Annotated in this window: 26 protein-coding genes; 7 read left to right on the forward strand and 19 right to left on the reverse strand. The window is 65.3% G+C overall.

Annotated features, from left to right (window positions below):
• Positions 1 to 128: 128 nt before the first annotated feature.
• The 11 genes from V6V88_RS19085 to V6V88_RS19135 form a co-directional block, all read right to left on the reverse strand.
• On the reverse strand, positions 129 to 1,148 hold the full coding sequence (locus tag V6V88_RS19085) for a UDP-glucuronic acid decarboxylase family protein (protein ID WP_081101160.1): 1,020 nt from the start codon (positions 1,146 to 1,148) through the stop codon (positions 129 to 131).
• Entirely contained in the window at positions 1,148 to 2,113 is a 966-nt protein-coding gene (locus V6V88_RS19090; RefSeq protein ID WP_338615969.1) for a glycosyltransferase, read from the reverse strand. The genes V6V88_RS19085 and V6V88_RS19090 overlap by 1 nt, the downstream gene beginning before the upstream one ends.
• A complete protein-coding gene (locus V6V88_RS19095) occupies positions 2,110 to 3,174 on the reverse strand; it encodes a glycosyltransferase family 9 protein (RefSeq protein WP_338615970.1) in 1,065 nt (354 codons plus the stop codon). The genes V6V88_RS19090 and V6V88_RS19095 overlap by 4 nt, the downstream gene beginning before the upstream one ends.
• A complete protein-coding gene (locus V6V88_RS19100) occupies positions 3,171 to 4,157 on the reverse strand; it encodes a glycosyltransferase family A protein (protein ID WP_062842140.1) in 987 nt (328 codons plus the stop codon). Before V6V88_RS19100 ends, V6V88_RS19095 begins: the two co-directional genes overlap by 4 nt.
• A complete protein-coding gene (locus V6V88_RS19105; protein WP_280001408.1) occupies positions 4,154 to 5,893 on the reverse strand; it encodes a carbamoyltransferase C-terminal domain-containing protein in 1,740 nt (579 codons plus the stop codon). Before V6V88_RS19105 ends, V6V88_RS19100 begins: the two co-directional genes overlap by 4 nt.
• Complete coding sequence (locus tag V6V88_RS19110) at positions 5,881 to 7,005, reverse strand: glycosyltransferase family 9 protein (RefSeq protein WP_142054174.1); 1,125 nt, start codon at positions 7,003 to 7,005, stop codon at positions 5,881 to 5,883. The genes V6V88_RS19105 and V6V88_RS19110 overlap by 13 nt, the downstream gene beginning before the upstream one ends.
• The gene (locus V6V88_RS19115) at positions 7,002 to 7,589 is read right to left on the reverse strand and encodes an HAD family hydrolase (protein WP_056323294.1); all 588 of its coding nucleotides are present in this window, start codon (positions 7,587 to 7,589) and stop codon (positions 7,002 to 7,004) included. Before V6V88_RS19115 ends, V6V88_RS19110 begins: the two co-directional genes overlap by 4 nt.
• Positions 7,580 to 8,308: an SDR family oxidoreductase gene (locus V6V88_RS19120; RefSeq protein WP_056323292.1), complete on the reverse strand. Its 729-nt coding sequence runs from the start codon at positions 8,306 to 8,308 to the stop codon at positions 7,580 to 7,582. The genes V6V88_RS19115 and V6V88_RS19120 overlap by 10 nt, the downstream gene beginning before the upstream one ends.
• A 12-nt stretch (positions 8,309 to 8,320) precedes the next feature.
• A complete protein-coding gene (locus V6V88_RS19125; RefSeq protein WP_223576340.1) occupies positions 8,321 to 9,592 on the reverse strand; it encodes a glycosyltransferase in 1,272 nt (423 codons plus the stop codon).
• Between the two features lie 270 nt (positions 9,593 to 9,862).
• Positions 9,863 to 12,577: an ATP-binding cassette domain-containing protein gene (locus V6V88_RS19130; RefSeq protein ID WP_223576341.1), complete on the reverse strand. Its 2,715-nt coding sequence runs from the start codon at positions 12,575 to 12,577 to the stop codon at positions 9,863 to 9,865.
• Between the two features lie 80 nt (positions 12,578 to 12,657).
• Entirely contained in the window at positions 12,658 to 13,170 is a 513-nt protein-coding gene (locus tag V6V88_RS19135; protein ID WP_338615978.1) for a hypothetical protein, read from the reverse strand.
• 136 nt (positions 13,171 to 13,306) lie between these two features.
• On the opposite strand from V6V88_RS19135, the gene V6V88_RS19140 reads away from it, so the two are divergent.
• The gene (locus V6V88_RS19140) at positions 13,307 to 13,531 is read left to right on the forward strand and encodes a hypothetical protein (protein ID WP_155721967.1); all 225 of its coding nucleotides are present in this window, start codon (positions 13,307 to 13,309) and stop codon (positions 13,529 to 13,531) included.
• A gap of 269 nt (positions 13,532 to 13,800) precedes the next feature.
• Here V6V88_RS19140 and V6V88_RS19145 read toward each other — a convergent pair whose 3' ends face one another.
• The 3 genes from V6V88_RS19145 to V6V88_RS19155 form a co-directional block, all read right to left on the reverse strand.
• Positions 13,801 to 14,307, reverse strand: a complete 507-nt coding sequence (locus V6V88_RS19145; protein WP_062842147.1) for a ferritin-like domain-containing protein — start codon at positions 14,305 to 14,307, stop codon at positions 13,801 to 13,803.
• Between the two features lie 151 nt (positions 14,308 to 14,458).
• Positions 14,459 to 15,022 (reverse strand): DUF4142 domain-containing protein, encoded by a 564-nt coding sequence (locus V6V88_RS19150; RefSeq protein WP_062842148.1) that lies wholly within the window; start codon positions 15,020 to 15,022, stop codon positions 14,459 to 14,461.
• A gap of 131 nt (positions 15,023 to 15,153) precedes the next feature.
• Entirely contained in the window at positions 15,154 to 15,513 is a 360-nt protein-coding gene (locus V6V88_RS19155; RefSeq protein WP_254595367.1) for a DUF1488 family protein, read from the reverse strand.
• Positions 15,514 to 15,909: 396 nt separating this feature from the next.
• Here V6V88_RS19155 and V6V88_RS19160 point away from each other — a divergent pair, with 396 nt between their 5' ends.
• The 5 genes from V6V88_RS19160 (at position 15,910) to V6V88_RS19180 (ending at position 19,450) form a co-directional block, all read left to right on the forward strand.
• Positions 15,910 to 16,134, forward strand: coding sequence for a CrpP-related protein (locus V6V88_RS19160; RefSeq protein ID WP_056323273.1), 225 nt, complete (start codon positions 15,910 to 15,912; stop codon positions 16,132 to 16,134).
• A gap of 219 nt (positions 16,135 to 16,353) precedes the next feature.
• Positions 16,354 to 16,608: a hypothetical protein gene (locus V6V88_RS19165; RefSeq protein WP_056323270.1), complete on the forward strand. Its 255-nt coding sequence runs from the start codon at positions 16,354 to 16,356 to the stop codon at positions 16,606 to 16,608.
• 325 nt (positions 16,609 to 16,933) lie between these two features.
• Positions 16,934 to 17,776: a ZIP family metal transporter gene (locus tag V6V88_RS19170; protein ID WP_338619654.1), complete on the forward strand. Its 843-nt coding sequence runs from the start codon at positions 16,934 to 16,936 to the stop codon at positions 17,774 to 17,776.
• A gap of 170 nt (positions 17,777 to 17,946) precedes the next feature.
• The gene (hdeA, locus tag V6V88_RS19175) at positions 17,947 to 18,246 is read left to right on the forward strand and encodes an acid-activated periplasmic chaperone HdeA (protein ID WP_056323268.1); all 300 of its coding nucleotides are present in this window, start codon (positions 17,947 to 17,949) and stop codon (positions 18,244 to 18,246) included.
• A 109-nt stretch (positions 18,247 to 18,355) separates the two neighbouring features.
• Positions 18,356 to 19,450 carry a mechanosensitive ion channel family protein gene (locus V6V88_RS19180; RefSeq protein WP_223576343.1) on the forward strand — a complete coding sequence of 365 codons (1,095 nt, stop codon included), beginning with the start codon at positions 18,356 to 18,358 and terminating at the stop codon, positions 19,448 to 19,450.
• 34 nt (positions 19,451 to 19,484) lie between these two features.
• Here the strand turns inward: V6V88_RS19180 and V6V88_RS19185 are convergent, their stop codons facing one another.
• The gene (locus tag V6V88_RS19185) at positions 19,485 to 20,570 is read right to left on the reverse strand and encodes a calcium:proton antiporter (RefSeq protein WP_338615981.1); all 1,086 of its coding nucleotides are present in this window, start codon (positions 20,568 to 20,570) and stop codon (positions 19,485 to 19,487) included.
• A 130-nt stretch (positions 20,571 to 20,700) separates the two neighbouring features.
• Here V6V88_RS19185 and V6V88_RS19190 point away from each other — a divergent pair, with 130 nt between their 5' ends.
• Entirely contained in the window at positions 20,701 to 21,171 is a 471-nt protein-coding gene (locus V6V88_RS19190; RefSeq protein ID WP_338615983.1) for a low affinity iron permease family protein, read from the forward strand.
• Positions 21,172 to 21,282: 111 nt separating this feature from the next.
• On the opposite strand, the gene V6V88_RS19195 is transcribed toward V6V88_RS19190, so the two are convergent.
• From V6V88_RS19195 to V6V88_RS19210, 4 genes are all read right to left on the reverse strand, one after another.
• Positions 21,283 to 21,828 carry a hypothetical protein gene (locus tag V6V88_RS19195; RefSeq protein ID WP_142054162.1) on the reverse strand — a complete coding sequence of 182 codons (546 nt, stop codon included), beginning with the start codon at positions 21,826 to 21,828 and terminating at the stop codon, positions 21,283 to 21,285.
• Complete coding sequence (locus tag V6V88_RS19200) at positions 21,803 to 22,195, reverse strand: phage holin family protein (RefSeq protein ID WP_056323258.1); 393 nt, start codon at positions 22,193 to 22,195, stop codon at positions 21,803 to 21,805. Before V6V88_RS19200 ends, V6V88_RS19195 begins: the two co-directional genes overlap by 26 nt.
• Positions 22,196 to 22,272: 77 nt before the next feature.
• A complete protein-coding gene (locus V6V88_RS19205) occupies positions 22,273 to 23,961 on the reverse strand; it encodes an ATP-binding protein (RefSeq protein ID WP_223576346.1) in 1,689 nt (562 codons plus the stop codon).
• Positions 23,948 to 25,468 (reverse strand): ATPase domain-containing protein, encoded by a 1,521-nt coding sequence (locus tag V6V88_RS19210; protein ID WP_223576347.1) that lies wholly within the window; start codon positions 25,466 to 25,468, stop codon positions 23,948 to 23,950. Before V6V88_RS19210 ends, V6V88_RS19205 begins: the two co-directional genes overlap by 14 nt.
• Positions 25,469 to 25,503: the final 35 nt, after the last annotated feature.

Genomic DNA, 25,503 nt, shown 5'->3' on the forward strand with positions numbered 1-25,503 from the left:
ACTGCCCTTGCGGCACGGCGGGGTTTATTGAAGGCGTGAATCGAAGGCACGTGAACGCGAGCGCGTGCGTGCCGCAGCACATCGCGCGCCAGCAAGCGCTGTGCCGCCGAGCCCGGACGGCCGCCCGGTCAAGGATGCGTCTGTGGCATTGCCCAAGCGTTCGGCCGGGGCACCCGGCCCTCACGCCGCGCGCGGTCGCGGTCAGCACAGAAGTAGGCGACCGTCCGCGCAATGCCGTCGACGGGATGCACGCGCGGAGACCACCCCAGGCTGCGCCTGGCAAGCGAGATGTCCGGACATCGATGAGTCGGGTCGTCCACCGGCAAGGCACGGTGAACGACGGGCACGCGCGAGCCAGTCAGTTCGCGCACCATGTCGGCCATTTCCAGCATCGTCAGCTCCACCGGATTGCCCAGGTTCACCGGCGTGTCCACCTCGACCGCGCTTTCCATCAGACGCACCAGCCCGTCGATCAGGTCGTCCACATAGCAGAAAGACCGCGTCTGCGTGCCGTCCCCGTACACCGTGAGGGGCTCGCCGGCCAAGGCCTGCACGATGAAGTTCGACACCACGCGGCCATCGTCGGGCGACATGTGCGGCCCGTAGGTATTGAAGATGCGCGCAATCTTCACCACCACGCCCTCGTGGCGGGCGTACTCCATGAATATCGTTTCGGCGCAGCGCTTGCCCTCGTCATAACAGGAGCGAGGGCCCACGGGGTTGACGTGGCCCCAGTAGCCTTCGCATTGGGGATGCTCCAGCGGATCGCCGTAGACCTCGCTGGTCGACGCCTGCAACACGCGTGCGCCGGTGCGTCGCGCCAGCTCCAGCAACTGCATTGCGCCCAGCACGCAGGTGCGCAGCGTCTTGAGCGGATCCGCCTGGTAATGCACGGGCGATGCCGGGCAAGCCAGGTTGTAGATCCGGTCCACCGCCATGTCGCCCAGGGGTTCGACCACGTCGTGGCGAATGACCGTGAAGCGCGGATGCGACGCCAATGCCGCGACGTTGCAGGCCCTGCCAGTCTGAAAATTGTCCAGGCACACCACCTGCCAACCGTCGTTGAGCAGCCGCGCGCAGAGGTTCGAGCCGAGAAAGCCGGCGCCGCCGGCGACCAGCGCGCGGCCGGTACGGGGGATTGCATCCATCATGCTGCCTCCATCAACGTCTCGAACACGCCAAGCCAATCCGACACAAAGCGGTCCATGCCGAAGCGCTGCCGCGCCATGTCGCGGCCTGCAGAGCCCCAGGCCCGCGCAAGCTCGGGCTCGGCCCGCAACTGGCGCCCCACCTCCACCAGCCGGTCCAGGCGGTTGTCCACGTAGCCGTTCTCGCCGTTGCGTATCAGCACCGGCAGTTCCGTGCCGCCAAATCCCACTACCGGCACACCGCAGAGCATCGCCTCCACCAGCGAGAGGCCCAGACTGGCGTACCGGATGGGGCTGAAGAAATACCGGTAGCGCGACATGAACGCCGCCACTTCCATGTTGGGCACCTCGCCCAGTCCGCCCAGCCGCTCGGAATCCATGCCGATCAGATCCAGCGGCGTGCGGGCCCGCACGTGTTCGAATACATCGACGCCGATGCGCCGGCCACGGCGCGCCAGGTGGTTGACCACGACGATGCCTTTTTCGATGCCGCCGTCATAGGTCACGTCCGGCTCGGGCACGCCATGCTCGACCACGCGGCGGGGCATGTCCGCGCAGTCCCACATCACGGCGTTGTACGGGGTCACGTGCACGATCATGCCCTTGTCATGCCGGAACACGTGGCGCGTCTCCGTGGGATGCGGCATGGGCGGATCGTGTTCCAGATACGCGGATGGCAAGGCGCGCTGCGCGTCGCTGAGCAACAGCCGCGCGTCCTCCAGATTCTGGCGCGACTGATACAGCACGCAGTCGAACTCCATATCCCGCAAGTTGAAGGCGGGCGCCTCGGTGAGGCCTGCCCCCCACGGGATGCGGTTGCCCAACGCCCCGTAGCCGGGCGCGCGGCCGGGCAGAACCGGCACGATGAAATCATGCGGCACCTGACTGAGCGCATACAGATAATTCCCATGCACGTGCCAGGTCAGAATGCGCAGGCGGCGCTGCGGGTGGACGGCAGGCGTCATTGTCTTCCCCTTGCAAGCTGGCGGTTCGCTTCACGAAGCACCTGAGGCACCGTGACAGCCAGCGCGCACGGGTGGCCGATCGGACAATGCTCGTAGGCGCAGGGCCGGCACGGCGCATCGCCGGCCAGCACTACATGCAGATCGTGGTTGGTGGGCGCCCAACGCCGCGCGTCGCTTCCGCTGGCGATGACGACGCTGGGCGTGCGCATCGCCGCGGCGATGTGCGACACCCCAGTGTCGTTGCACAGCAGGAGCCGACTCGACTCGACCAGCGCGGCCAGGCTGCCCAGCGTGGTCTTGCCGCACAGGTCCGGCAGATTGCGTCCCGACAGGCGTCTCAGCTCATCCGCGAGTGGCCGCTCAGCCGCCGTTCCGGTCAGCGCCACCTGCCATCCCTGAAGCAGCAAGGCCGTCGCCGTGCGGCCGTAGCGCTCCAGCGGCCACCGGCGCGATGGCAGGCGCGCGCCGACGTGCATGAGCACCAGGCGGGCAGCATCCAGCGAATGGACCTTCAGCAGGTCTTCGGCAGCGCGCCGGTCTTCCACCGTGCACGGGAATTCGAGCTTGTCGTCGTCAGCCGGCACGCCAAGATGCCGGAGCAGCGCCAAGTATCGATGCGGCTCGGGCAAGTCGTCCGGCCAGGGCATCCACTGTCCGGGAATCCCCTGGTCTGCCTGCGACACAAAGCCGCCGCAGCGCCTGGCGCCCAGTTGCCCGACGATGGGATTGCTTTGCTCGCCGCTGCCGTGCATCTGCAGCGCCACGTCAAACCGCGCGTCGCGCACCCGCGCATAGAAATCCGGCAGCCCCTCTTCGCGGGCAGGCTGCTCGGGAAACGCCTCGATGCCCGGAAACTCGATCAACTCGTCCACGTAGCAGGCAAACCTGCCGACAAACTCGCGCGCGTTGGCAAGACCGATCAGGGCGATGTGCGCGTCGGGAAACGCCTTGCGCAACGCGCGAAGCGCCGGGACCGCGCAGAGCATGTCGCCCAGTTGCAGCGCCCGAAAGACCGCGATACGCGCCGGCGCGGGGGCAGATCCGAGCAGCAGGTTATTCATGCGGCGCTCCTCGCAAAGCGCAGCAACCCGACCGTGCGCCAGAAAATCGACAGCAACGGAATGCACGCCGACGTGATCGCCAGGTCGGCAACGTTGCGCAATGACATGCTGGTTCCCCGGATACGGCGCATGAAAAAGTACAGGGTCAGCGCGGCCCATACGACAGCTGGCGCGATGGCCGCTGCCGCATGGCCGGTTGCGAACAAACCAGCAGCCAGCAAAAAGGCGCCCGTAACGCTAAGGTAAAAGCGCGGGCCATGCCGGCGGATGCGTTCCTGATACAGCGCGGGGTACTTGCGGCGCAGCAGCATGTCGAACATCACCTTTTTCTGCATGCCCAGTCCAGCCGCGAAACTCACCGGCCGCACCGGGTGCTGCACGCGCGCGTGCTCGCACCGCGCGATGCGCAAGCCGGCATCGAGCAGCGCAAATTGCAGGTCCGAGTCCTCACGCCAGGCCATCGTGTAGCGCGTGTCGAATCCGCCGACCGCCAGCAACGCCGACCGCCGCACGAAGCAATTCGCAGTGATGAACTCGGCGCGCGTCAAGCCCGAGGCGTCGCGCTCGTAGTCGCTGGGCGGGTCCGGGATGGGCATCTCCGTGACGCCGGTCACCGCCGCCACGTCCGGCGCGAAGCCGCGCAGTCCCTGCGCAAGCCAGTCCCGATGCGGAATCGTGTCGTCGTCGGTAAAAGCGATGATCTCGGCCTTGGCACTGCGCCAACCCAGGTTGCGGGCGCCCGACGGCCCGCGGGTGCCGGACACCGGCAGGTAGCGCACCGCCCGCGCATCGCCCCAACGCGCCGAATAGGCCGCAACCTGCCGGTGCGTGGCCTCGCTGGCGGCGTCGTCGCACACCAGGATCTCGTACGGCACGGAGAGCCGCTGCCTGCAGAGCGCCTCAAGGCAGCGCGCCAGCAGGTCTGGCCGCTTGTAGGTCGGCACCACCACGGATACCGCGACTGTTGCGCCCGGGGCCGTCATCGCGGCTTCTCGACAAGGTAGGAGCCGATCACCAGCGCATCCAGCGGCGAGGTCCAGAAGCATTCAACGGCATCGCGCGGCGTGCAGACCACCGGTTCGCCCCGCGTATTGAACGACGTATTGACCAGGACCGGCACGCCGGTCAGCTGTTCGAACGCGGCCAGCAAGTCGTAATACCGTGCATTCTGATCCCGACGGATGGTCTGCACCCGTGCCGTGCCGTCGATGTGCCGCACCGCCGGAATCTGCTTGGCGCGGTGCGGCAGCACGTCATAGACGAACAACATGAACGGTGCGCAGATCGAGGCCGTGCCGCGTCCGTCGAACCACTGAGCAGCCCGCTCCTCCATCACGACGGGCGCCACGGGGCGAAAGTCCTCGCGGTCCTTCAGACCGTTTAACCGGGCCTGCATCGCGCTGTCCCGAGGCGACGCCAGGATGGAGCGCGCGCCCAGCGCGCGAGGGCCGAACTCCATGCGGCCCTGGAACCAGCCCAGCACCTTTTCCTGCGCGAGCAACGCCGCAGCCTCGCCCGACACGTCGCTCAACTTGCGATAGGAAAGGTGCGCCTTGTCCAGGAAGCGCTCGATCTCCTCGTCCGGGTATGACGGCCCCAGATACGCGTGTTCCATGGTCCACGCACGCTTGCCCCCGCGCCGATGGTAGTCCACGTACAGCGCCGCGCCCAGCGACGTGCCGGCGTCGCCCGCGGCCGGTTGCACCCACACCTCATCGAAGGGGCCATCCCGGGCGATGCGCGCATTCATCACGCAATTGAGCGCCACCCCGCCGGCCATGCACAGGCTCTTCGCGCCCGTCTTCTCGTGCAGCCACTGCGCCATGTGCAGCGCGGTTTCCTCCAGCACATACTGCAATGAACTGGCCACATTCTTGTGGCGGTCTTCAAAAGGCGCGCCGCGGCGTCTGGCCGGGCCGAAGCGCTCGGTAAGGCGTGCGGGTTGCAGCGAATAGCCGCCCTCTTCTTCCAGCCGAAGGATCTCGCGGAACTCCTTGCGGTACTCGGGCTTGCCAAACGAGGCCAGGGCCATCACCTTGTACTCGTCCGACGAATGCAGAAAGCCCAGCCAGGTGGTGACTTCCTCGTACAACAGGCCGAGCGAGTGCGGCAGGTCGATCTGCTTGAGCCGCGCGTACTCGCCGCCGGCGAACTGCCCATAGCTCGTCGTCGTGCGCTCACCCCGGCCGTCCATCGTCAGCACCGCGCATTCCGCGCACGGGGCCGCCAGGAACGCGCTGCTCTCGTGCGAAAGGTGATGGTCCAGATAGATCCATCGATCCATGATGTGCTTGAGCGTCAGATCGTCAAAGCGTGGCGACTTCAGATGCAGCGGGGCGCCATCCAGAAGCTGGCGCGGCGCGTTCACCAGATACGAGAGAAACAGCGCGTCCCACGGCGACGCGCCTTCCGCGCCGGCGCCGGCCCGCGATGGCTCCAGGGGCAGCGTGATCGCCTGCGGCAGCGCCGCACCGCCGGCCAGCAGCGCCGGGTCGTAGGAATAAACGATGTGATCGACGTCGCGCAGCCGAATGTCCGCCGCGGACAGACAATAGTCGATCGCGTAATACGGCAACTGCCAGGTGGTGAACGGGACGGGCCGCTTGCCGTGCTTGACGCGGGTAAAGCGTTCTTCCTCGGCGGCTGCCACCACGACGCCGTCATGAACCAGTGTGGCGGAGCAGTCGTGATACGCCGCATTGATGCCTAGAGTGAACATGAAATCGTCTCCTTGACGGCGCGCGGGCCCGTCTGAAACCGTGGGTGATGCCCAAGCAGCTCGCGGGCCGCAAATGCGACTTCCCCGGGCGGTACGCCCGCCAGGCACGCATGGTGTCCCTGCGGGCACACGCTGCGATAGCAGTACTTGCAGGGCACATCGTTACTCAGCACCCGGGCGTCGGTGCGCCAGGGCGTATGCTGCGGATTGGTCAGCGCGTACAGGTCCACGATCGGCGCGCCGACCGCGGCGGCGATGTGCGCGGGGCCGCTGTTGTTGCAGATGACCACCGCCGCGCCTTCGAGCGCGGCGCCCAGTTCGCCCAGGGTCAGGCCGTCCGACAGGTCGATCAGGCCCGGCAGCCAGCGCCGCCCCTCGGCCAGCGCTGCGGCCAACGCGGGATCCTCGTGACCGCCGAGCAGCAAAATGCGCCGGCCGTCGCCGCGCAACGCAATCAGCGCCTGCACCATCAGCGCGGCCGGATACCGGCGCGACGCCGCCGTCGCGCCCGCATGCACGCAGATCCATCCGTCGGTTTCGGTGACGCCCGCGTGGTGCAGCTTGTCACGCAGCGACGCGCGGTCGCGCTCGCGCACCCTGAACGACATGCAATCGTCTTCGCTGCGGGCGCCCACGGTAGCCACGAGGTCGAGCTGACGCTGCACCTCGTGCCGGATACCCTCTTGCGGCTCGACCTCCCGCACCCAGTCGCTGATGAGCCGATACGGGTTCTCGCGGCAATGCGCCAGCACGCGCGGCACGCCAGCCAGGTGACAAAGCAGCGCCGCCGGCAGGGGACTTTGGCTGAACGTCGTGAAGACGACGGCCGCGTCAGGCCGCAGCGCGCGCAGCCGGCCGATGGCGCCCACGTCTTCCTCGCGGCCCTGCGATGCGTTCTTGACCCAAGCGGCGTCATAGGCCATGACGGTGTCGACTTCCGGCATGAAAGGCGCGAGGGCCGCGCCCGATGGCGAGGTCAGGAGGGTGATGCGGCGAGCGCCTTGCTCGCGCAGCGCGCGCATGGCCGGCGTGCACATCAGCACATCGCCCATGTTGTCCAGCCGGATGCAAAGGACATGCGCGTCGCGCGGCCACGGCGCATTCCCGTTCATGCTTGCGCTCCCGGACGCATGGTGGCGTCTTCGGCAACGATCCGCGCCGCCGCATCCAGGTCCGGGGCGCGGCAATACGGCTCCCGGTCTGGGCCCGTGCGCCACTCGGTTTCGTTGCCCACGTCAAGCAGGATGCTGCGGCATCCGGCCCGATTTCCGGCTTCCACGTCATCCAGGATGTCGCCGATGAACCAGGACTCGGCCAGGTCCAGCCCCAGCTCCTGCGCGGCCCGCAGCAACAGCCCCGGCTTGGGCTTGCGGCAGTCGCACGCCATTGCGTAAGGCTGCACCACGCCCTCGGGATGATGTGGACACCAATAGAACCCGTCCAGGTGCGCGCCGGCCGCTTGGAACATTGCAGCCAGTTTTACGCCCACCGCGTTCAGGGCATCGGCCGCGAAGAGGCCCCGCGCAACCCCCGGCTGGTTGCTGATGACCACCAGGCTCAGGTCCGTCTGAGCAAGCCGGGACAGGCCCGCCAGCGCCATGGGCGCATACGCCATGCGCTCGGGCGCCACGTTGTAAGGCACATCCGCGAGCACGGTCCCGTCCTTGTCCAGAAACACGGCTGCCCTCAAGGCCATGACGTTTCCTTCATCGGCAACACCATGACTTCAGGCACCACCGTTTCCGGAGGTTGCGTCAGCACGAAGCGCACGGCGCGCGCCACGTTGGCGGGATCCTGCAGCGTGCCGGTGTCGATATCGGGAAAGCGGTCCAGGAGAAAGGGCGTGCGCATCCCGCCCGCGATCACGGCGCTGACCTTGATGCCCATGCCGCGCAGTTCCGCGTGCAGCGCATGCGACAAGCCCATCAACCCCCATTTGCTGGCATGGTAGGCAGACGCGTTCGGCCAGGCGCGCCGCGCTGCGGTAGACGCCACGTTGACGATATGCCCGCCGGGGCTCAACCGGTTCTTGCCCAGCTTTGCCATCAGGAAGGGTCCGGTCAGATTGGTGCGCAGCACGCGCTCCCAGACGTCCGCCTCCAGCTGGTCGATGGGGGCCGTCACGTCAACGCCGGCGCTATTGACGATGGCGTCCAGCTTGCCGAACTGCCGCACGACGGCATCCATGCATTCGGCCACGTCTGCTGCAACGCCGACGTCCATGATGCAGGCCATGACGTCCGCGCCGCTTTCCTTCAGCTTGGTGGCGACCGCATGGGCGCGCTGCTCGTCGATGTCGCTGACCGCGACGCGGGCGCCTTCGGCCGCCAGCTGCTCGCAAAGCGCCGCGCCCAGGCCGCTGCCGCCGCCAGTGACCAGGATTACCCGCCCGTCCAGGCTCTCGAATTCGTGCATGGTTCCGCTCCTTTAAGCCGCGATGCGCGCGGCGATCCGATCTTCCCGTGGCGTCTCGGCCGCCATGCGCCCATAGACGGACTGCAAATCCTGGCCCACGCGCTTCCACGTATAGAGGCGGCGCGCGCGCATGCGTCCCGCCTCGCCCATGCGCTCGCACAAAGCCCGGTCACCCGCCAGTTCCGCAAGCCTGTCGGCCAGGCTGTCCGGGTCCTTGGGCGGCACGAGAAACCCCGTTCTACCGTGCACCACGGTGCTGCGTATTCCGCCCGTGTCCGCGCCGATCACGGGACGCGCGCACGCCATCGCCTCGACGGGCGTAATGCCAAACGGCTCGTACCAGGGTGTTGTCACAAACACGTCGCTCGCGCTGTAGTAGGCGGCCAGTTCCTCGCGCCGCCGCCGGCCCGCGAACTCGACCCACTCTGCCACGCCCTCTTCGCGCGCAATACCGCGCAATCGGCCGATCTCGGGGGTGGCCAGCTCGCTGGCATCCTCCGTGTTGCCGCCGACCACGCACAGCCGTGCCTGGACGCCATGGCGGCGGCGCAGCCGCGCAAGGGCACGAATGACGTTATCCACGCCTTTGCGCGGCACCATTCTTCCCAGCTGCAGCACGGTAAACACGCCGTCGTCCCAGCCCAACGCCTTGCGAGCCAGCGCCATCGGCTGCGCGGTCATTTCCGCGGCGTCGTAGCCGCAGGGAACGATATCGATGCGGCGCGGATCGGCCCCGTACAGCTCGATGAGATCGCGCCGGTCTTGCGGGCACTCAGCGATGAGACGGTCCGCGCGCCGCGCGATGTCGTCCTCGATGTCAAAGCGCGAATCCGGAAACAGATCAGCCGACTGCTGATACTGCCGCCGCACCTTGCCCAATGCGTGGAACGTGACGGCCAGCGGCACACCGTAATGCTGCGCCACCGGCAACGCCGCCATCGCCGACATGAAAAAGTTGGCGTGGATGACGTCATACCCCGCGGGCTGACGGCCGACGTACCGCATCAGATACGCGGAGAAGTCGTCCATGTAAGGCAGCATCTGCTCTTTCGGAAGAAAGCTGGCGGGCCCTGCAGGAACATGAATCACCTTGACGTTGCGCATCCACCGAAACTCGGTATCCAGCGCCGCATTGTCCCTGCGCGTAAATACATCGACCTCCATGCCTGCGCGCGCCAATTCACGCGCCACGTTTGCGACATACACGTTCTGTCCACCGCTATCCACGCTGCCCGCCAGCGCAAGGGGCGAGGCGTGTTCGCTGATGATGGCAATCTTCTTCATGAGGGCAACTCCGTTATTCGAGCCGGAACCGTGCCAGCATCGGATCTCGCAACGGAGAAGCGCATGCCGATGACAACGGCTGCTCGCATTCGTGGACGAGGGTTGCGCACCTCATTTGGGGGGACTCCGCGCGATTCGTCCGCATCGGGCATACGCTGGGTCAAGAGCAAGTCGTGTGCCGATACGCTTTCACGCGCGTCGAATGGAAGAACCGCTTTTATCCGGCACTTCTTACAAGCACGCGTAAGAAGTGCCGGGTTACTCGAGCCATCAGGGCTCGCGCCGTTGCTGAGCCCGCGCCGCCGGCAGCAAGGCGCCCACCGTGGCCAGCAATTCGTGCGGATCGACGGGTTTGGACAGATGCACCTGAAAGCCCGCCAGCAACGTGCGCAGGCGGTACTCCTGGCTGACGTGGCCCGACAGCGCGATGGCAGGCAGGCGGTGCGAGAGCGCCGCCCCACGGTCCGCTTCCATCGCTCGCACCCGCGCCACGACCTCGTAGCCGTCCACGTCGCCCAGCGAAAGATCGCAGATGAGCACTTGCGGCCACGTTGCCGCGGGCATGGACTCGAACGCGGCAATGGCAGTTTCACCATCCGCATACGTCGTCACGTTGGCGCCGTTGTCCTTCAGGATTTCGGCCACCATCTCGCGCGCCTCGGCCTGATCGTCCACCAGCATGATTTGCGCGCCGCTCAGATTTGGCACGCTGACGTCCGCGCGCAGCGGTGCTGGCTCCATGGCGCGCACGGGAAAATCGACGGAGTAGCAGCGTCCGCCCGGGGGTGCGGCCGTACTGTGGAACGTGCCTCCCTGGCGCTGCGCCCGCACGGCCAATTCCGCCGGATCCAGCGCTGCCGCGACGCGCAGGCCGTCCGTCGGGTTCTGCATGCCATCGGTGGGCAACAGCGCGGGATCCGTGTCCTGCTCAGTGCGGCCGTCCGTGACCGACAACCGCGTCAGCGGGCCCTCGCGGCGCAGGCTGATCTCGATGCGCCCTCCCGGCGGCGTGACCGCTATCGCATGCAGGCACAAGTCCCACACCAGCTGCTGCAACGCGCTGGGGTCGCCGGTAATGCGCGCCGCCTCGTTGCCGATCAGGGTGTAGACATTCACACCTTTGTCCTGCGCGACTTCCCGCGAGCCATCCAGCACGCCAGCCACCACGGCAACCAGGTTGACAGGCTGCCGGGTATCCCTTCCCATTGCCTCTTCCAAGGCGGACTGCTGCCGCTGCAAGGTCCACATCTGCGCGTAGATGCCCTGGCGCGCCAGCAGATCGTCGTGGCGTCCCTGCTCGACGACCCTGCCCCGATCCAGGACCGCGATGTTGTCGGCATGCACAATGGTCGATAGCCGGTGCGCAATGATGAGCGTCGTGCGGCCGCGCGACAGCCGCTCCAGTTCCGCCTGGATCGCCCGCTCGGTACGCGTGTCCAGCGCCGAGGTCGCCTCGTCGAACACCATGATCGTCGGATCCTTCAAGATCGCGCGGGCGATGCCCACGCGCTGGCGCTCGCCGCCCGAGAGCTTCACGCCGCGTTCGCCCACGGGCGTTTCGTATCCGCCCGGAAGGCTTTCGATGAAATCGTGGATGCGCGCGCCGCGCGCGGCCTGTACGATCTGATCGCGCGTCGCATCCGGCCGGCTGTACGCAATGTTGTAGGCGATGGTCTCGTTGAACAGCATGGTGTCCTGCGGCACGATGCCCACCACGCGCCTCACGCTGCGCACATTGACGGCGCGCAGGTCGTGTCCATTGATCAGGATGCGCCCGGCATCCGGGTCATAGAAGCGCAACAGCAAGCGGCCGAGCGTCGATTTTCCCGAGCCGCTGCCGCCCACCACAGCCAGCGTCGTCCCCGCAGGCACCGTCAGGTCCACGCCCCACAGGATCTGCCGTCCCGGCTCATAGCCGAAATCCACGCCTTCGAAGCGCACTTCGCCCGTTCCCGCCTGCAATGACGGCAGCGTGGCGTCGTCCCCCGTTTCCGGCGGATATCTCAAGAGGTCGCAGACGCGCTCGGCATTGACGAACGCTTCCTTGGCCTGGCGGAAAATGAGGCCCAGCGTATTCAACGGCAGGCAAATCTGGATGATGTAGGCATTGACCAGCACCAGATCGCCCACCGTCATGTCGCGTCCCACGACCTGCTGCCCGGCCAACAGCATGACTGCCGCCACGCCGCAGGCGATGATGCCGCTCTGGCCGACGTGCAGGCGCGACAGCGAACGCTGGTTGCGCTCGCCGACCCGCGTCCACTCGTCCAGCACGCGCGACAGGCGGTCCGATTCCAGCGCTTCGTTGGCATTGAGCTTGACGGCCTCGTAGTTGAGCAGGCTGTCGACCATCTGCCCGCTTGCGCGCGAGTCCAGCTCGTTCAATCGGCGCTGATAGGCGACGCGCTTGCGCAGCAGCACCGTGGTGTAGGAAAAATAGGCGATAAAGGTGACGGTTACGATCACGGCGAACCAGATGCTGTACCCCATGACCAGGATCAGCACGACCGACACGATCTCCACCAGCGTCGGCAGCAAGGTGAATAGCCCCGTGCCAAGCAAGAACCCCACGCCCGCAGTGCCGCGCTCCACGTCGCGCGCCAGCGCGCCAGTCGGCCTGCCGCCATGAAACCGGGCGCCCAGCTGCTGTAATCGCGAAAACACGCTGACCGTAAAGTCCGCCACGGTGCGCAGCGCAACCCGCGCGAACACGACATCGCGCAACTCCGTGAAGACACCCCCCCCAAATCGCATGAGTGCGTAGCCCAGCAGCAAGAATACCGGCAACACCAAAGGCCCTGGCGCGCTGAACAGATCGACGATGGCCTTCAGCACTGCCGGCACGGCCACCATCAGCAGCTTTGCCGCCACCAGCAGCGTTACGGCCGCAGCCGTGCGCCCGCGGTATTTCCATAGCGCCCGCAGGATGGTGCGATTGACCTCCTTGCGGGAAAAATCACTGGTGCTGCTGTCCGGCTCGCTCATCGTCCGCGCCCTCCTGAGGAGCCCCGCAGGCCAGCAACTGGCGTTCCGAGGCGCCCCGCACGCAGCAGACCAGCCTCAGGCTATCGCACCTGCAGCGCTTCCCGCCGACCCTGCACTGCCGCCTTGAACAGCGAAGCGACCGCGGCGGCAAACGCCTCATCGAACCACGGGTTCGCGCCGCTGACAGCCACCACGATCCCGTCCACGCATACGCTGCCCCAGACCTGCGTATCCCGGGCGCGAAGCAGATGGGGCCTGAGCGCCATCACTTCGTGCGTTCCCAAACCCGTGCGCCAGCTCACGCGCGCCTTGCCGCGGGCGTAGGCGCCATAGTCCGCGTCCCACCCCGCGGGATCGCCGATGCTTTCCTCGTACAGGATCGCGTCCGCGAACTCGCAGCTGCCCGGGTGCGCCAGCGGATTCATGATGACCACATGCAGGAATCCACTTTCGCCAACGCGGGTGTTCGAGAGGGCGGCCTCCAACATGGGCCGGGCGAGCTGCACCGCCTCTTGCGCGGCATCGCGCTCCCAGTAGGCCCAAAGGAATTGCGGGCATGTCGAATCCTCCTGTTCGTAGCGCGCGTGCAGCAAAACCCGTACCTGTGAACCACTCGCGACGGAACGACGCTTGCTGACCACCGCATATACGTGACCGATGCTGCGATGCGTATTGACCCCGTACCGGCAGCATGCCCCAATACTCCGGCCGGATGAACAGGAGACAGAAATGTCAAACCCAACCTACAAGCGTGTCATGGAAGTGGTTGCCGCCGCCGCCGACGGCAATACCTACCGCATCGACAGATACTCTTCGGAGCCCCTCGGCGACGGAAAAGCCCGCTCGTACTGCTGCCTTCCCGATGGCCAGCTCGTGACCTGGGAAGGCGACGGACACTACAAGCTTCCGGATGGCACCATCGTCACCATGGTGGCATCAAGGCTGTGCCAATGATTGCCGGGCCGCTACATTCCGCGGATCAATACGCCGACCAGAAACAAGACGGCGACGGCGCCTATCCAGAACGCAAGCATCAACCAGGGCCCCCGGCCGGTCCTGGCCCCACGCCGCGCGGGCCGGCCGCGCGAAGGTGACTCGTCTGCTGGTTTCATGATGCTCTCCTGGGCGCCCCGTTTCAGCGCATAGTACGAATTACGGCCCTGCACGCGCAAGTGCCGCGCAGGGCCGTCATCGCCGCAGCGGGCACGCTGCCGCGCCTTCCACTACTTTGCCTTGCCTGCCTTGGCGGCCTCGGCGTTGGTCTGCTGTAGCGCCAGCATGCTCAGCTTCTCGTCGGTGGCCTTTTCTTCGGCCAGCGTTTCCTTCAACAACGTCAGCGCTTCGGTCTCGCCCAGTTGCTTGGCAAACGTGCATAGCGTTCCGTAGCTGGCGATCTCGTAGTGCTCGACCTTCTGCGCCGCCGCGATCAGCGCGGCATCGCGCACCGGGCCTTCTTCGACATCTTCAATCACGTCGCGGCCTTCTTCCACCAGCCCTTCCATCGCAGCGCACTTGATGCGCTTCAAACGGAAGTCCGCGCCTTCCACGATCTTGTCGATGCGATCGATCTGACCACGGGTTTCTTCAAGGTGGGCGGTGAATGCGTCGGCCAACGCAGGGTCGCTGGCGGCGCGGGCCATCTTCGGCAGGGCTCGCGTCAATTGCTTTTCGGCGCTGTAGATGTCGGACAGCTCGTGCACGAACAATTCCTTCAAGGTCTTTTGGCTCATGATCACTCCTGTAGGTGGATCGATTGGAAAGCGGGCCTGGCCCAGCCCCTGTACAGCAAGGCGCATGCCGGTGAGCCTTGGTGCAACGAGTGGCGGGCAGGCCCGCTTGAACGGCCCGGCGCCGGAGAGGGCGCCGGCGCACGCGTGTGCGCTACTTCTTGGCGGACACGCTTTGCTGCAGGGCCTTGGCGGCCTGCAGATGCTGCTGAAGACTGGGCAGCGTTTCGATCGCAAATTGCTTGACCTCGGGATCCTTCACTTCCTTCGAGGCCTTTTCGAACAGCTTGACGGCGTCCTCGTGCGCATCCACGCCGATCTCGTCCGCGTAAGCCTTGTCGAAACCTTCGTCGCGCAAGCCCATCGCCTTGAGCTTGGCGGACTGCATCATCGACGGGTCCTTCGGCGGTTCGAAACCCTTGCTCTTGGCCAACGCCTCAAGCTTCTGGCCCACCTTCGTGTGATCGTCGATCATCATCTGCGCGAACTTCTTGACCTCGGCGTTCTGCGACTTTTCCAGCGCCATCTTGCTGCCAGCAATCTCGAGATGACCGGACTCGGCCGCGTCGCTCAAAAAGCCACGAGCCTCGCTGTCCAGCTTGTTCGTTGCGGCAGGCACCTGCCCGCCAGGGGCGGCGGGCGTCTGCGCCAGCGCAACCGAACCCATGCTGAGGACAATTGCAGCGCCAAGTCCTGCCTTCAAAAGACGGTTTTTCATTCGGACCTCCAGTAGAAGTAGCGTCGCCGGATGACGGCGCGATGCCGTCTGACGAACAGGCACGTTCCAGCAAACGTCATTCCCAATGGCGAGCTTCGTTTCGCGCCCGGCGAGCATCGCCGGGCTCACATTCAACCGAAATCGCCTTCGCCCACCGCTATCGGCCCATCGGTCGGAACCCATTGCGTACGATGCGCCAAGTCGCGCAACGCGTCCTCGCTGCGCTCGAAAGCGCGCAGCAATTCCGGCGCCGTATCGTCCGCGGCGCCAAAACGGCGCCGCAGCACATCACCGGATATTTCGAACTGCCGCGTGACGCCGGCTGTCTCCATCTCGAACACAATGGCGTCGCCTTGCGCTTTGGCGTTGGTGGCTTTGGTGAACTTCATGCGGTCCTCCTGTCGTGTGGTCGATACGCGATGCCCGAGCGCCGCAAGTCGCGGGCCTGACCGAACCGCGCCAATTGGCGGTGCCGCGAGCTGTTCACGCACGCGGCGCTCCGCCAGTCAATTTTTCCGGTCGTGTAGAAATCCCCTCACCCCGCGTGCATCACGAGGCGGGCGTCACGCAGCGCAATCGCTTTGCAATCAGTAGGCCGCGCACGTGTGCGATGGGAACGTTAGTTGCGGACGTCGAGGTGTCACAGCGACACAGTTATCGGATTCTGGTTGGGGAGCCCGATGGCTGGCACGGCCTCGCCACGTCGCTGTGGCCTTGCGTTTTGTTTGAACCGTGAGTCTTTGCCCCGCATTGCGGGGCACTTTTTTGCGGATCGACAGGCAGGTCTTACGGCGATGTAACACAGAAACGCGAAGTTACACGCCCTTCGTTGCGCGAGCGTTTTGCGCTGGGCAAACTAGGCGCTCGCATCTTTTGGGAGAGTTGCCATGCAAGTGGATATCCAGAAGCTGGGAGCAGACGCCGCGCGCCAGGGGTTGACCCTTTTGGATTGCCCCTACCTTCGCACCGCAGCCATGCCTGCGCACACCGGCGAATCCGTCAATGAATGGCGCAGCCGCGTCGAGATGTGGAAAGCCGGCTGGAAAGACGGCGTCAAATCTCGGGCAGTGAGCCGCGCCCCTTCGTCCCCCTTCATGAGCACGCGCAGGTAGTATCCGCCTGCTGTGCATGTCCCGCCGGGCCCTGGACCTCGTCCAGGGCCCGAATTGCTTGGGGCCCTGGCAGCCTGGCCAGCCAACTACTGGTCGGCCGCTCAAACCATGCTGAGGTTGGTCGGGAATTATTGCACTTTGTTGCACCCTGGCGGAGGCAGTTTTTGGAAAATCCCGTGGCAGCACGATTCTCATACATCACACTCTCTGGAGCGCACGATGAATACTGAACAAGGTATTTGCGTAGATGGATTCAAAGTCCACTGCGACGTCATTGAGTTGCCCAGCGGCAAGTACCGGTTGGACGTCACGACCCGGCGTGACGGCGACCTTGAGGACCAGCAAGCAGTCTGGCCCATTCCGAGCGGCAAGCTGTTTTCGGCTCAGCATGAAGCCGAGCGGCACGCGAAGTGGATTCTCAAGGGCATCCGGCGCGTCGACCCTAGCGGCACGCCGCAGTTCTGCCTGACCTGACGCGCGCCGCGCGCGGTCCGCTTGAGCGCCTTCGGGCGCTCTTTTCATGGGACGTACCGGCCGCCCGGGCACGCGCATTGCTAGGGCTCGACGGCCACACCCGGCCGGCAGCCCCTGGTGAACAAAGCTCCGGTCTTCACCCTGAGGAGCATCCATGGATCGGCCATGCCACGGCTCACAACCGGATTCAACGTTGACGGCCTCTGCGCTTGCACGTCTTACGGCAGCGCGCGGCCTCTTTTCGGGAACGTATTAAGTGCCCCGCCAGACCTCCCCAGCCGGCCAGGCGCTGCCGGACCCGCGGACCTCGATGCTGAGGGGGCTGATGGGAACGGCTCTGCTCATCGTGTGCGGGCTGGGCGTGTTCGCGTTATGGCGATACCTGGACGCCGGCCATCCCGCAATTGGCGCCGCCTTGTTGGGCGGCTTGCTCGCGGCGGGCGCGACCGCGCTGGGCGCGTTGCCGGTCGCGTTCTCGCAACGCGTGCCCGAGCGGGTGCAGGACACCCTGCTGGGATTCGGCGCGGGCATCATGCTGGCCGCCAGCGCGTTCTCGTTGATCATTCCGGGCCTGGACGCGGCCCGGGAACTTGGGAGGGGCCCCTGGGGCGCGGGCCTGACCATCGCCGGGGCCATCCTGCTCGGGGCAATGGCGCTGCTGCTCTTGGACCGCGTGCTGCCCCACGAGCATTTCATCAAGGGCAAGGAAGGCAAGCCGGCACGCAATCTGCGCCGCACCTGGCTGTTTGTCTTCGCCATCACGCTGCACAACTTTCCGGAAGGCCTGGCGATCGGCGTCGGCTACGCCGGCGCCGATCCCGTGCAGGCGGGTTCGCTCGCCATGGGCATTTCAATCCAGGACGTCCCCGAGGGACTGGTGGTGGCCATTGCCCTGCTCGCCGCGGGCTATCGGCGCGCATTCGCCGTTGGCTTCGGGATGGCATCGGGGCTGGTGGAGCCGCTGGGCGCCGTGCTTGGCGCGGCCATTGTGGGCTGGTCGGCCTCGCTCTTGCCCTGGGGATTGGGCTTTGCGGCTGGCGCCATGCTGTTCGTCATCAGCCACGAAATCATTCCCGAGACCCATCGAAAAGGCCACGAGGTTCCCGCGACCTGCGGCCTCATGCTGGGATTCGTGCTCATGATGCTGCTGGACACGGCGCTGCAATGACGTCGCCCGGCGTTGCTGTGTCACCGGTATAAGCGGATCCCTCTCCGCCTTTGGATGTCGGCCGCGTTGACGATGCCCATCCGATTTCAGTAATGTAAATCGGTGAGCCAGCCGGCTCACTTTTTCCCTGTAAGCCATTTCATCTGCAAGCCAACCCCAGGAGCTCGAACATGAAGAAGCACCTACTGATGATTGGTCTCATTGGCTCGCTGACCTTCTCGGTCACCGGCCAGGCAGCTGATGCGAAAAAGCCTCTCGGCATGTGGCAATGCCAGGACTTCCTCGACGTCCAAGAGAGCTTCCGTCCCGTCGTCGTCAGCTATGCAGAAGCGCTGAACAACAAAGGCAAGCCCGAAGAGGCTGTGGTCGACGTAGAGGGCATCAGCACCCGCACGCCGATGCTGGTCAAGCAGTGCAACGAAAACCCCAAGCTCATGCTGCGCGACGCCTTGGCGGGTCTGAAAAAGTAAATGTCTCGACGCCCCTGAGGCTCAGGCTTCGGGGGCCTGCCTCGGCTTCCCAAGCGCACGAGGCACAACATTTGCTGCGGTCGGCGCTCCGTGCATGGGAGGCCCCGTAATGAATTCATGGATATTTGGAGATTGGCTCAACGCGCACCCGATGGCGCTTTGGATCATCGCACTCGGCGTGGGCGCGGTGCTTTTCATGGTGCTTGCGACCGTGCTGAAGGTCGTGCGCGCGCGGCTGGAGGCGCGCGCGCAATTGCCTGGCCATGGTTTCGCCAGCGCCATGTCGCAGATACTGCGGCGGACCAACTGGGTCGTGCTCGCGCTGCTGTGCCTGATGGCCGGCGTCGACGTCAGCGATGCGCCCCTGCCCTGGAGCGGCGCCACCATCAGCCATCTGTGGTTCGTGCTGCTGGCGTTGCAGGGCGCCTTGTGGCTGGAGCGCGCCGTGGACGTGCTGGTGCGCCGCGCGGTGCTAGCACGTGGCGACGCCAGCCGCGTGACCGCCACCCTGCTCGGCCTGCTGCTGCGCACCTTCGTCTGGGCCGTGGCGCTGCTGGCCATGCTGGACAACCTGGGGGTGAACATCACGGCGCTGGTGGCCAGCCTGGGCATCGGCGGGGTCGCCGTGGCCCTCGCCGTGCAGACCATCCTGAGCGACCTCTTCGCCTCCATTTCCATCGGCCTGGACAAGCCGTTTGAAGTGGGCGATTTCATCGTGTTCGGGGCAGTGGCCGGCAGCATCGAGCACATCGGCCTGAAGACCACGCGCATCCGCAGCCTGGGCGGCGAACAGATCGTGTGCTCGAATACCGAATTGCTCAAGCAGACGATCCAGAACTACAAGCGCATGCAACAACGGCGCATCGTCTTCTCGGTACGCATCAGCTATAAGACCGACGTCGAACGTGCCGCGGCAGTGCCCGGCATCCTGCGCGACCGGATCAACGAGCAGAGCGATGTGCGATTCGACCGCGCCCACCTGGCGCGATTCGGCGACAGCGCGCTGGAGTACGAGGCCGTCTACTACTTGATGAGCGCGGATTACAACCGCTACATGGATACGCAGCAGTCCATCAACCTAGGCATCATGCGGTCGCTCGAGGCGGCAGGCATCGCGCTGGCGCTGCCCGAACGCATCGTCCACGTCAGCGCCGCCGATGGCGAGGCCGAGGCAGAACCCGTGATGGCGTCCGAGCGCGGATGATCGCGGGCCGCGAGTGTTTCTGGCTGGGGCTGACCTACAACCCCAGCGACAGCAGCATCAGGAATGCCCCAAACAGCACAAAGTGCGTCAGGCCCTCGATGGCGTTGGTCTGCCCGTCGTTCAGGTTGATGGCCGCGACAACCAACGTGACCAGCATCATCAGCGTCTGCAGCGGCGTCATCGCCATGTTGATCCGCTGACCGGTGATCAACGCCATCGCCTCCATCGCCGGCACGGTCAGGATCACCGTGGACAGGGACGCGCCCAATGCAATATTGACCACCGACTGCATGCGATTGGCCAACGCCGCGCGAAACGCCGTCAACATCTCTGGCGCCGCCGAGATGCCCGCAACAACCAGCGCGATCAGGCCGACGGGCACGTCCATCCCTTTCAGGCCGCGGTTCAGCGAGTGCGACATCAGTTCGGCCAGCGCGCCCACCGCCACAATGCCCACCGCCATCACTACTGCCGACTGGCGCCAATTTGGCTGCGCGCCCGCCGGCGCGGGCTTGCGCGTCTTCTTGTCGGGATAGCTGTAGCTGAAGAAGTAGCTGTGGGGTCCGGTCTGCATGCGCACGAACACGCCATACATCAGCAGCATCGACACCACCGTGAAAGCGCTGTAGGCCCGCCAGCTAGGCTGCGGAACGAACTCGGGGATGATCATCGACACCGTGACGGCGGTCAAGATCATCACGCTGTAAGTGCGCGCCGAATCGTCGTTGTAGGCCTGCTCGCCGTGCTTGAAGCCGCCGATCAGCGCGGCCACGCCTAGGATCCCGTTGATGTCCAGCATCACCGCCGAATAGATGCTGTCGCGCACCAGCGTCGGCGAGCCCGCCTTGGCCGACACGATCACCAGCACGATCACTTCGACCAGCACGGCCGACAAGGTCAGGATCATGCTGCCGTAGGGGTCGCCCAGCTTCTGCGCGATTCGTTCCGCATGGCGCGCAACACTGAGCGACGCGGCAAGAATCGCGGCGATCAGCACGACCGTTTCGACAAGGCTGCCGGCTTGGCCTAGCCCTTCCAGATGCGGCTCAACAAAGAGCCCCGCGACCGCAAGCCTGCAGGCCAGCAGCAGGAACATTTCAGACTGCAGTAGGGATTTCATTGCGATATGGCGGGCGAAAAACACCGTGAGCCTAGCACGTGCCGTGCCGCGTGGCGCGCAAGCAATCGGGCATGAGGCTTGCTGTCGGGTTTTACGTCACGCAGGTCCGAGCGTGTAGGAATGGAGCGCCATGCCGAAGGGAAATGCAGCAAAGCGGCGAGCAAAGTGCGAGCCGAAATCCCGGCCCGGGAAGGCCGGAAAAGTGAACCCCATCTCCCACTTTTTTGACCGCTTCGCATCGCAAGTCACGAAGAGAGCGGGATCGCCTGTCGCATTCGGCATCGCGCTGATCGCTGTAGTCGTGTGGGCGTTCTCGGGCCCGGCCTTCGGGTTTTCCGAGACATGGCAGCTTGTCATCAACACCGGCACCACCATCATCACGTTTCTCATGGTCTTCCTGATTCAGCAAAGCCAGAACAAGGACAGCGAGGCGCTGCACCTGAAGCTGGACGAACTGCTGATTGCGGTGAAAGGCGCCGACGAGCAACTGGTCGACGCTGAACGGCTGGACGAGGAAAAGCTGCTTGCCCTGGCGTCCGCGCTGACCAGCCGGGCGCGGAAACAGCATCGGCAACGCGCACGCAGTCGCCGCCGGCAGTGATGGGGTGCGGGTCCATGGGCGCTCTTGGACCGGCCATGATCCGCCCGGGCATTGGACCCGCGAGGGTCCGCCCGTGCAGCAGGCGCGGTCGCGCCTCGCGTTTGCCTTGCGCTATGGAATCGATGAAACGTCACGGCCCGCCGGCGCGGACGGCACGGGAGGGGTCTGCCGGGTTCGCGGAGTGGGCGGAATGGTCTGCATGACTTGAGACTGCTGGACGTGCTGGGCGCGCTGACCTTGCTGCACACGCAATTTGCGCAGCCGCGCCACTTGAAGATCCAAAAGAGCCCGAAGCCGCTCGATCTCCGCGTCGTCGGCCGACCTGGCGGCAGCGGCGCGCACGTCCGCCATCATCTTCTCCAACCGGGCCAGTTCCGGGTCCGACATCGGATCGCTGACGCGCCGCACCTGCATGCGGCCCATCAGTTCCGCAACCCGGTCGCGCATGGCCACCGCTGCCATGGCGCGCAGCGGCTGGCGCAAAAAGCGCGGCCATCCCAGCGTCGCACCGGCGGCCAGCGCGGCCGTCCGGGCCCACGCCCCGCCCGCTCTGTTGAGCGGTAAACGTCGCGGCATGGGAACATCGAGCGCCTGGCGGTCGCGCTCCATCTTGGCCAGCAGGGCCTCTTTATCAGCCAGTGTGGTCGTCTTGGGCATAATGGCTCCGTGCAGCAGCGGTATCCAGGCGCACCTGATGACTCAGTTCCGCGAAGGGCGACGCTTTCGGCGCGCTCCGTGTCGAAATGACCAGCGAAATCATCGTGATCAGCAGCCAGGCGCCGGCCACCAGCCACGCGGCCAGCTTGCGATGCTCGGTATCCCAAAAGCTCACAATCGCGGCCACCGAGATAAACCCCAGCGTGCCCAACCCGCAAAACACAAGGGCCACGCTGCTGATCACGGTGGCCACCAGCGCCGAGCGGTAAAGGGACAACTCGATCCCCACCAACTCCACATAGTCCCCCGAGCGTTCGGCGGCAAAGGCCGCGATGCGGCGCAATCTACGCAATCGTTCTGCAATCATGGCGTCTCCTTGGCGCGTGGCTGTCAAGCCTGGCGGGCAAGGCTCGCGCAGCAATTGCCATTCCCGCGCTAGGGCGCCTACGTCCGCCCCGACGCGCGCCCGCCGGTCAACCGGATCAACAGGCCGGCCAGTTGCTCTAGCCGGTAAGGCTTGGGCAAAAGCGGAATGCCGTCCTGCCCGGCCTTTTTCACTTCCTCGCCCATGTACCCGGTCATCAGCGCCACCGGCAGTCCCGGGTTCCGGATACGCACTTCGCGAGCCAATTGGATGCCGTTCTTGCCGCCCGGCATCATGGCATCCGTCAACATGACGTCCACGCGGCCATCGCCGTTCAGCACTTCCAACGCCTCTGCGGCACTGGAAGCGGGCGTGACCTCATAACCCAGCTCTTGCAGCATGCTGGCCGTCAACGCGGCCACTTCGGCGTCATCTTCGACCAGCAAGACATTCAACGTCGAGGCGCGTTCCCGAACCGCACGCACATCGGCCGGACGGCCGCGCGTGGCCGCCTGTTTTACCGACCGGGGCAGACACACCGACACGGTGGTGCCCCTGCCCGGCTCGGTGGACAGCTCGATGGCGCCGCCGGACTGTTTGGCAAAACCATAGGCTTGCGGCAGCCCCAGGCCCGATCCCTTGCCCACATCCTTGGTCGTGAAAAAAGGCTCGAATACGCGCGCAGCCACATCGGCATTCATGCCCGTACCGGTATCCGTTACCCGCAACGCGACGTGGTCGATCGTCAACTCGCCCTGCCCTGGCGCAGCCACGTTCTCGGTCCGGATTTCGATCACGCCGCCGTTGGGCATGGCATCGCGCGCATTGACCGCCAGGTTCAGTATGACGAGCTCAAGCTCGCCGGGATCGACCTCCACCGGCCACAGGCCGTCGGCCAACGCCAGCGAAACGACAATGTCGCCACGCAGGCTGCGCTCCAGCATGTCGAGCATGTCGCGAACGACCGTGTTCAAGTCCACTACCTGCGGACGCAAGGCCTGGCGGCGGGCAAACGTCAGCAACTGCCGCGACAACGAGGCGCCCCGGTCCACCGCCTGCCGCATCGACGCATACAGGCGGGTACGCCGCGCATCGTCGATGGGACGCTGCAGCATTTGCAGCCCCCCCGAAATGACCATCAGCAGGTTATTGAAATCGTGGGCCACGCCCCCCGTCAGTTGTCCCAGCGCCTCAAGCTTCTGGGCCTGGCGCAGCGACTCTTCAATCCGGCTGCGCTCGAGCATCTGTTGCTGAAGTTCGGCATTGGCCATTTCCAGCTCCCGGGTCCGGCTTGCCACCATGGACTCGAGCGCCTGGGCCGCCTGCTTCTCGGCCAACAACAGAGAACGGATCTCATACTGGCGCATCCTTGCGCGCGCCGCCGTCTGCACCATCGTGGTCAGGGCAAGGCTTTGGGTCGGCCGCTCCAGCAGCGACACGTTGCCCAGCAGCTCCGTCATCTTCTTGCGCCACCGCACGACGGGTCCGCTCTGCGACTTGCCGGTCAGCACGACAAACGGCAGTCCGGACCAGGCCGGCTGCGCCTTCAGCCATTCGCTCACCAAGTCCAGATTCTTGCCGAACAGCCCTTCCTCGGTAATGCAAGCCGTCAGGGCGCCGGTTTCCGCCTGCATCAGCAGGTCTTGCGCATCCTTGCACACGTATGTAGAGAAGCCGGCGCGCTGCAGCAGCCGCGCGCCGGCCGTGCCATCGCGACCGATCGGGGCATACACCAGAACACGCGCTTCGGCATCCTCAGGAAGAAGCATCGGGTACGCTCAATAGTCGCAAGTCTTCACCCGTGTACTGCGGGGTGCCCGAAAACAGTCCATGAAAGGCGGTCAAGGGCGGCCCCAGGGTCAGACCTGCCGACGACATGGTGAATTCGCGCATCACGTGTTCGTGCGCGCCGCTGCGTTTCTTGACGACCGAAATCGCACGACGCACGCGTCCGCCGTATTCGAAGTAACGCAACATGATTACCGTATCGCTGAGATAACTGATGTCCAGCGGCGTTTCCATCGGGCCCACCAGTCCATGCTCGGCAAGCACCATCACGGTCGTCACCCCCTGCTGGCCAAGGTAACTGAGAAGTTCGTGCATCTGCAGAATCAGAAACCGTCCGTCGGGCATGGCGTTCATATACCCGTTCAGGCTGTCGAAAACCACGATGCGCGCACCGCCCTGCTCGACAGCGCGCCGCACCAACGCCGTAAATTCGCCAGGGGACATTTCGGCCGGGTCGATTTGCTTGAAGTTCAGCAATCCGGCATCCAGCGCGGTATCCAGTTCCATCCCCAGCGCGCGGGAACGCGCAAAAAATGTGGCCCGGGATTCGTCAAACGCAAAAATTGCAGCATGCTCGCCTCGCTGCGTTGCGGATGCCGCGTAGGTGGCAGCCAACGAGGACTTGCCCACGCCGGCCGCGCCAATCAACAGGGCGTTGGTACCACGGTCCAGGCCGCCGCCCAACAGGCTGTCCAGCTCCGCATTGCCGCTGGAGGTGGGCGTCGGGTGGAACTCCGTGTGATGTTCGGCCGCGACCAGCCGCGGATAGACCTCCAGACCTCCCCGCTTGATCGTGAAGTCGTGATAACCGCCCCGGAAGTCCACGCCGCGCATTTTAAGAACGCGCAGCCGCCGACGCTGGGCGCCGAAATCGACGGCCACCTGCTCAAGGGCGATGACGCCGTGCGAGATGGAGTGCAACTGCAGGTCGTCCTCTTTGGACGCCTGGTCGTCCAACAGAATCACGGTGCATTGGCGATTCGCGAAGAAGTGCTTCATTGCCAGGATCTGGCGGCGATAGCGCAGAGAGCCCTGCGCCAGCAGTCGAAGTTCAGAGAGGCTGTCAACGACGACCCGCGACGGATTCAGCGATTCCACCTTGTCCAGAATGAGCCGCGTGGTTTCGGTCAGCTCCATCTCTGCGGGGTGCAAGACCGTGAGCTCGCGCTCGGGGTCCAGCACGTCTTCCGACACGATTTCCAGGATCTCGACGCCATCCAACGACCATCCATGGCGGTGCGCGACGAGGTTGAGCTCAGCCGGACTTTCCGACAACGCGACATACAGCGCGCGCTCGCCCTGGCGGACACCCTCCAGCAGAAACTGCATGCCCATGGTGGTCTTGCCAGCGCCTGGACGCCCTTCGCAGAGATACATCCTGTTGGGATCCAAACCGCCGCCCAGAATATCGTCAATCCCGGAATTGCCGGTCGAAATGCGGGGTTCAGGCTTGAAAGCCGCAGTCTGTTCTTCAATCGATGCGCTCATGGCTTTCCCGTAAATACGAGTTAAGCGCCAAGCAT

The organism is Achromobacter sp. E1 (assembly GCF_037039475.1).
GTDB lineage: Bacteria > Pseudomonadota > Gammaproteobacteria > Burkholderiales > Burkholderiaceae_B > Achromobacter > Achromobacter mucicolens.

What these genes read in the sequence shown, in the direction of transcription:
- V6V88_RS19115 (WP_056323294.1), bottom strand. Translation starts at nt 7,589, where the DNA reads ATGGCCTTGAGGGCAGCCGTGTTTCTGGACAAGGACGGGACCGTGCTC.
- V6V88_RS19185 (WP_338615981.1), bottom strand. Translation starts at nt 20,570, where the DNA reads ATGAAATCCCTACTGCAGTCTGAAATGTTCCTGCTGCTGGCCTGCAGG.
- V6V88_RS19150 (WP_062842148.1), bottom strand. Translation starts at nt 15,022, where the DNA reads ATGAAAAACCGTCTTTTGAAGGCAGGACTTGGCGCTGCAATTGTCCTC.
- V6V88_RS19200 (WP_056323258.1), bottom strand. Translation starts at nt 22,195, where the DNA reads ATGATTGCAGAACGATTGCGTAGATTGCGCCGCATCGCGGCCTTTGCC.
- V6V88_RS19085 (WP_081101160.1), bottom strand. Translation starts at nt 1,148, where the DNA reads ATGGATGCAATCCCCCGTACCGGCCGCGCGCTGGTCGCCGGCGGCGCC.
- V6V88_RS19130 (WP_223576341.1), bottom strand. Translation starts at nt 12,577, where the DNA reads ATGAGCGAGCCGGACAGCAGCACCAGTGATTTTTCCCGCAAGGAGGTC.
- hdeA (WP_056323268.1), top strand. Translation starts at nt 17,947, where the DNA reads ATGAAGAAGCACCTACTGATGATTGGTCTCATTGGCTCGCTGACCTTC.
- V6V88_RS19145 (WP_062842147.1), bottom strand. Translation starts at nt 14,307, where the DNA reads ATGAGCCAAAAGACCTTGAAGGAATTGTTCGTGCACGAGCTGTCCGAC.
- V6V88_RS19205 (WP_223576346.1), bottom strand. Translation starts at nt 23,961, where the DNA reads ATGCTTCTTCCTGAGGATGCCGAAGCGCGTGTTCTGGTGTATGCCCCG.
- V6V88_RS19190 (WP_338615983.1), top strand. Translation starts at nt 20,701, where the DNA reads ATGCCGAAGGGAAATGCAGCAAAGCGGCGAGCAAAGTGCGAGCCGAAA.
- V6V88_RS19210 (WP_223576347.1), bottom strand. Translation starts at nt 25,468, where the DNA reads ATGAGCGCATCGATTGAAGAACAGACTGCGGCTTTCAAGCCTGAACCC.
- V6V88_RS19095 (WP_338615970.1), bottom strand. Translation starts at nt 3,174, where the DNA reads ATGAATAACCTGCTGCTCGGATCTGCCCCCGCGCCGGCGCGTATCGCG.
- V6V88_RS19165 (WP_056323270.1), top strand. Translation starts at nt 16,354, where the DNA reads ATGAATACTGAACAAGGTATTTGCGTAGATGGATTCAAAGTCCACTGC.
- V6V88_RS19195 (WP_142054162.1), bottom strand. Translation starts at nt 21,828, where the DNA reads ATGCCCAAGACGACCACACTGGCTGATAAAGAGGCCCTGCTGGCCAAG.
- V6V88_RS19170 (WP_338619654.1), top strand. Translation starts at nt 16,934, where the DNA reads ATGGGAACGGCTCTGCTCATCGTGTGCGGGCTGGGCGTGTTCGCGTTA.
- V6V88_RS19125 (WP_223576340.1), bottom strand. Translation starts at nt 9,592, where the DNA reads ATGAAGAAGATTGCCATCATCAGCGAACACGCCTCGCCCCTTGCGCTG.
- V6V88_RS19160 (WP_056323273.1), top strand. Translation starts at nt 15,910, where the DNA reads ATGCAAGTGGATATCCAGAAGCTGGGAGCAGACGCCGCGCGCCAGGGG.
- V6V88_RS19110 (WP_142054174.1), bottom strand. Translation starts at nt 7,005, where the DNA reads ATGAACGGGAATGCGCCGTGGCCGCGCGACGCGCATGTCCTTTGCATC.
- V6V88_RS19105 (WP_280001408.1), bottom strand. Translation starts at nt 5,893, where the DNA reads ATGTTCACTCTAGGCATCAATGCGGCGTATCACGACTGCTCCGCCACA.
- V6V88_RS19180 (WP_223576343.1), top strand. Translation starts at nt 18,356, where the DNA reads ATGAATTCATGGATATTTGGAGATTGGCTCAACGCGCACCCGATGGCG.
- V6V88_RS19140 (WP_155721967.1), top strand. Translation starts at nt 13,307, where the DNA reads ATGTCAAACCCAACCTACAAGCGTGTCATGGAAGTGGTTGCCGCCGCC.
- V6V88_RS19100 (WP_062842140.1), bottom strand. Translation starts at nt 4,157, where the DNA reads ATGACGGCCCCGGGCGCAACAGTCGCGGTATCCGTGGTGGTGCCGACC.
- V6V88_RS19090 (WP_338615969.1), bottom strand. Translation starts at nt 2,113, where the DNA reads ATGACGCCTGCCGTCCACCCGCAGCGCCGCCTGCGCATTCTGACCTGG.
- V6V88_RS19120 (WP_056323292.1), bottom strand. Translation starts at nt 8,308, where the DNA reads ATGCACGAATTCGAGAGCCTGGACGGGCGGGTAATCCTGGTCACTGGC.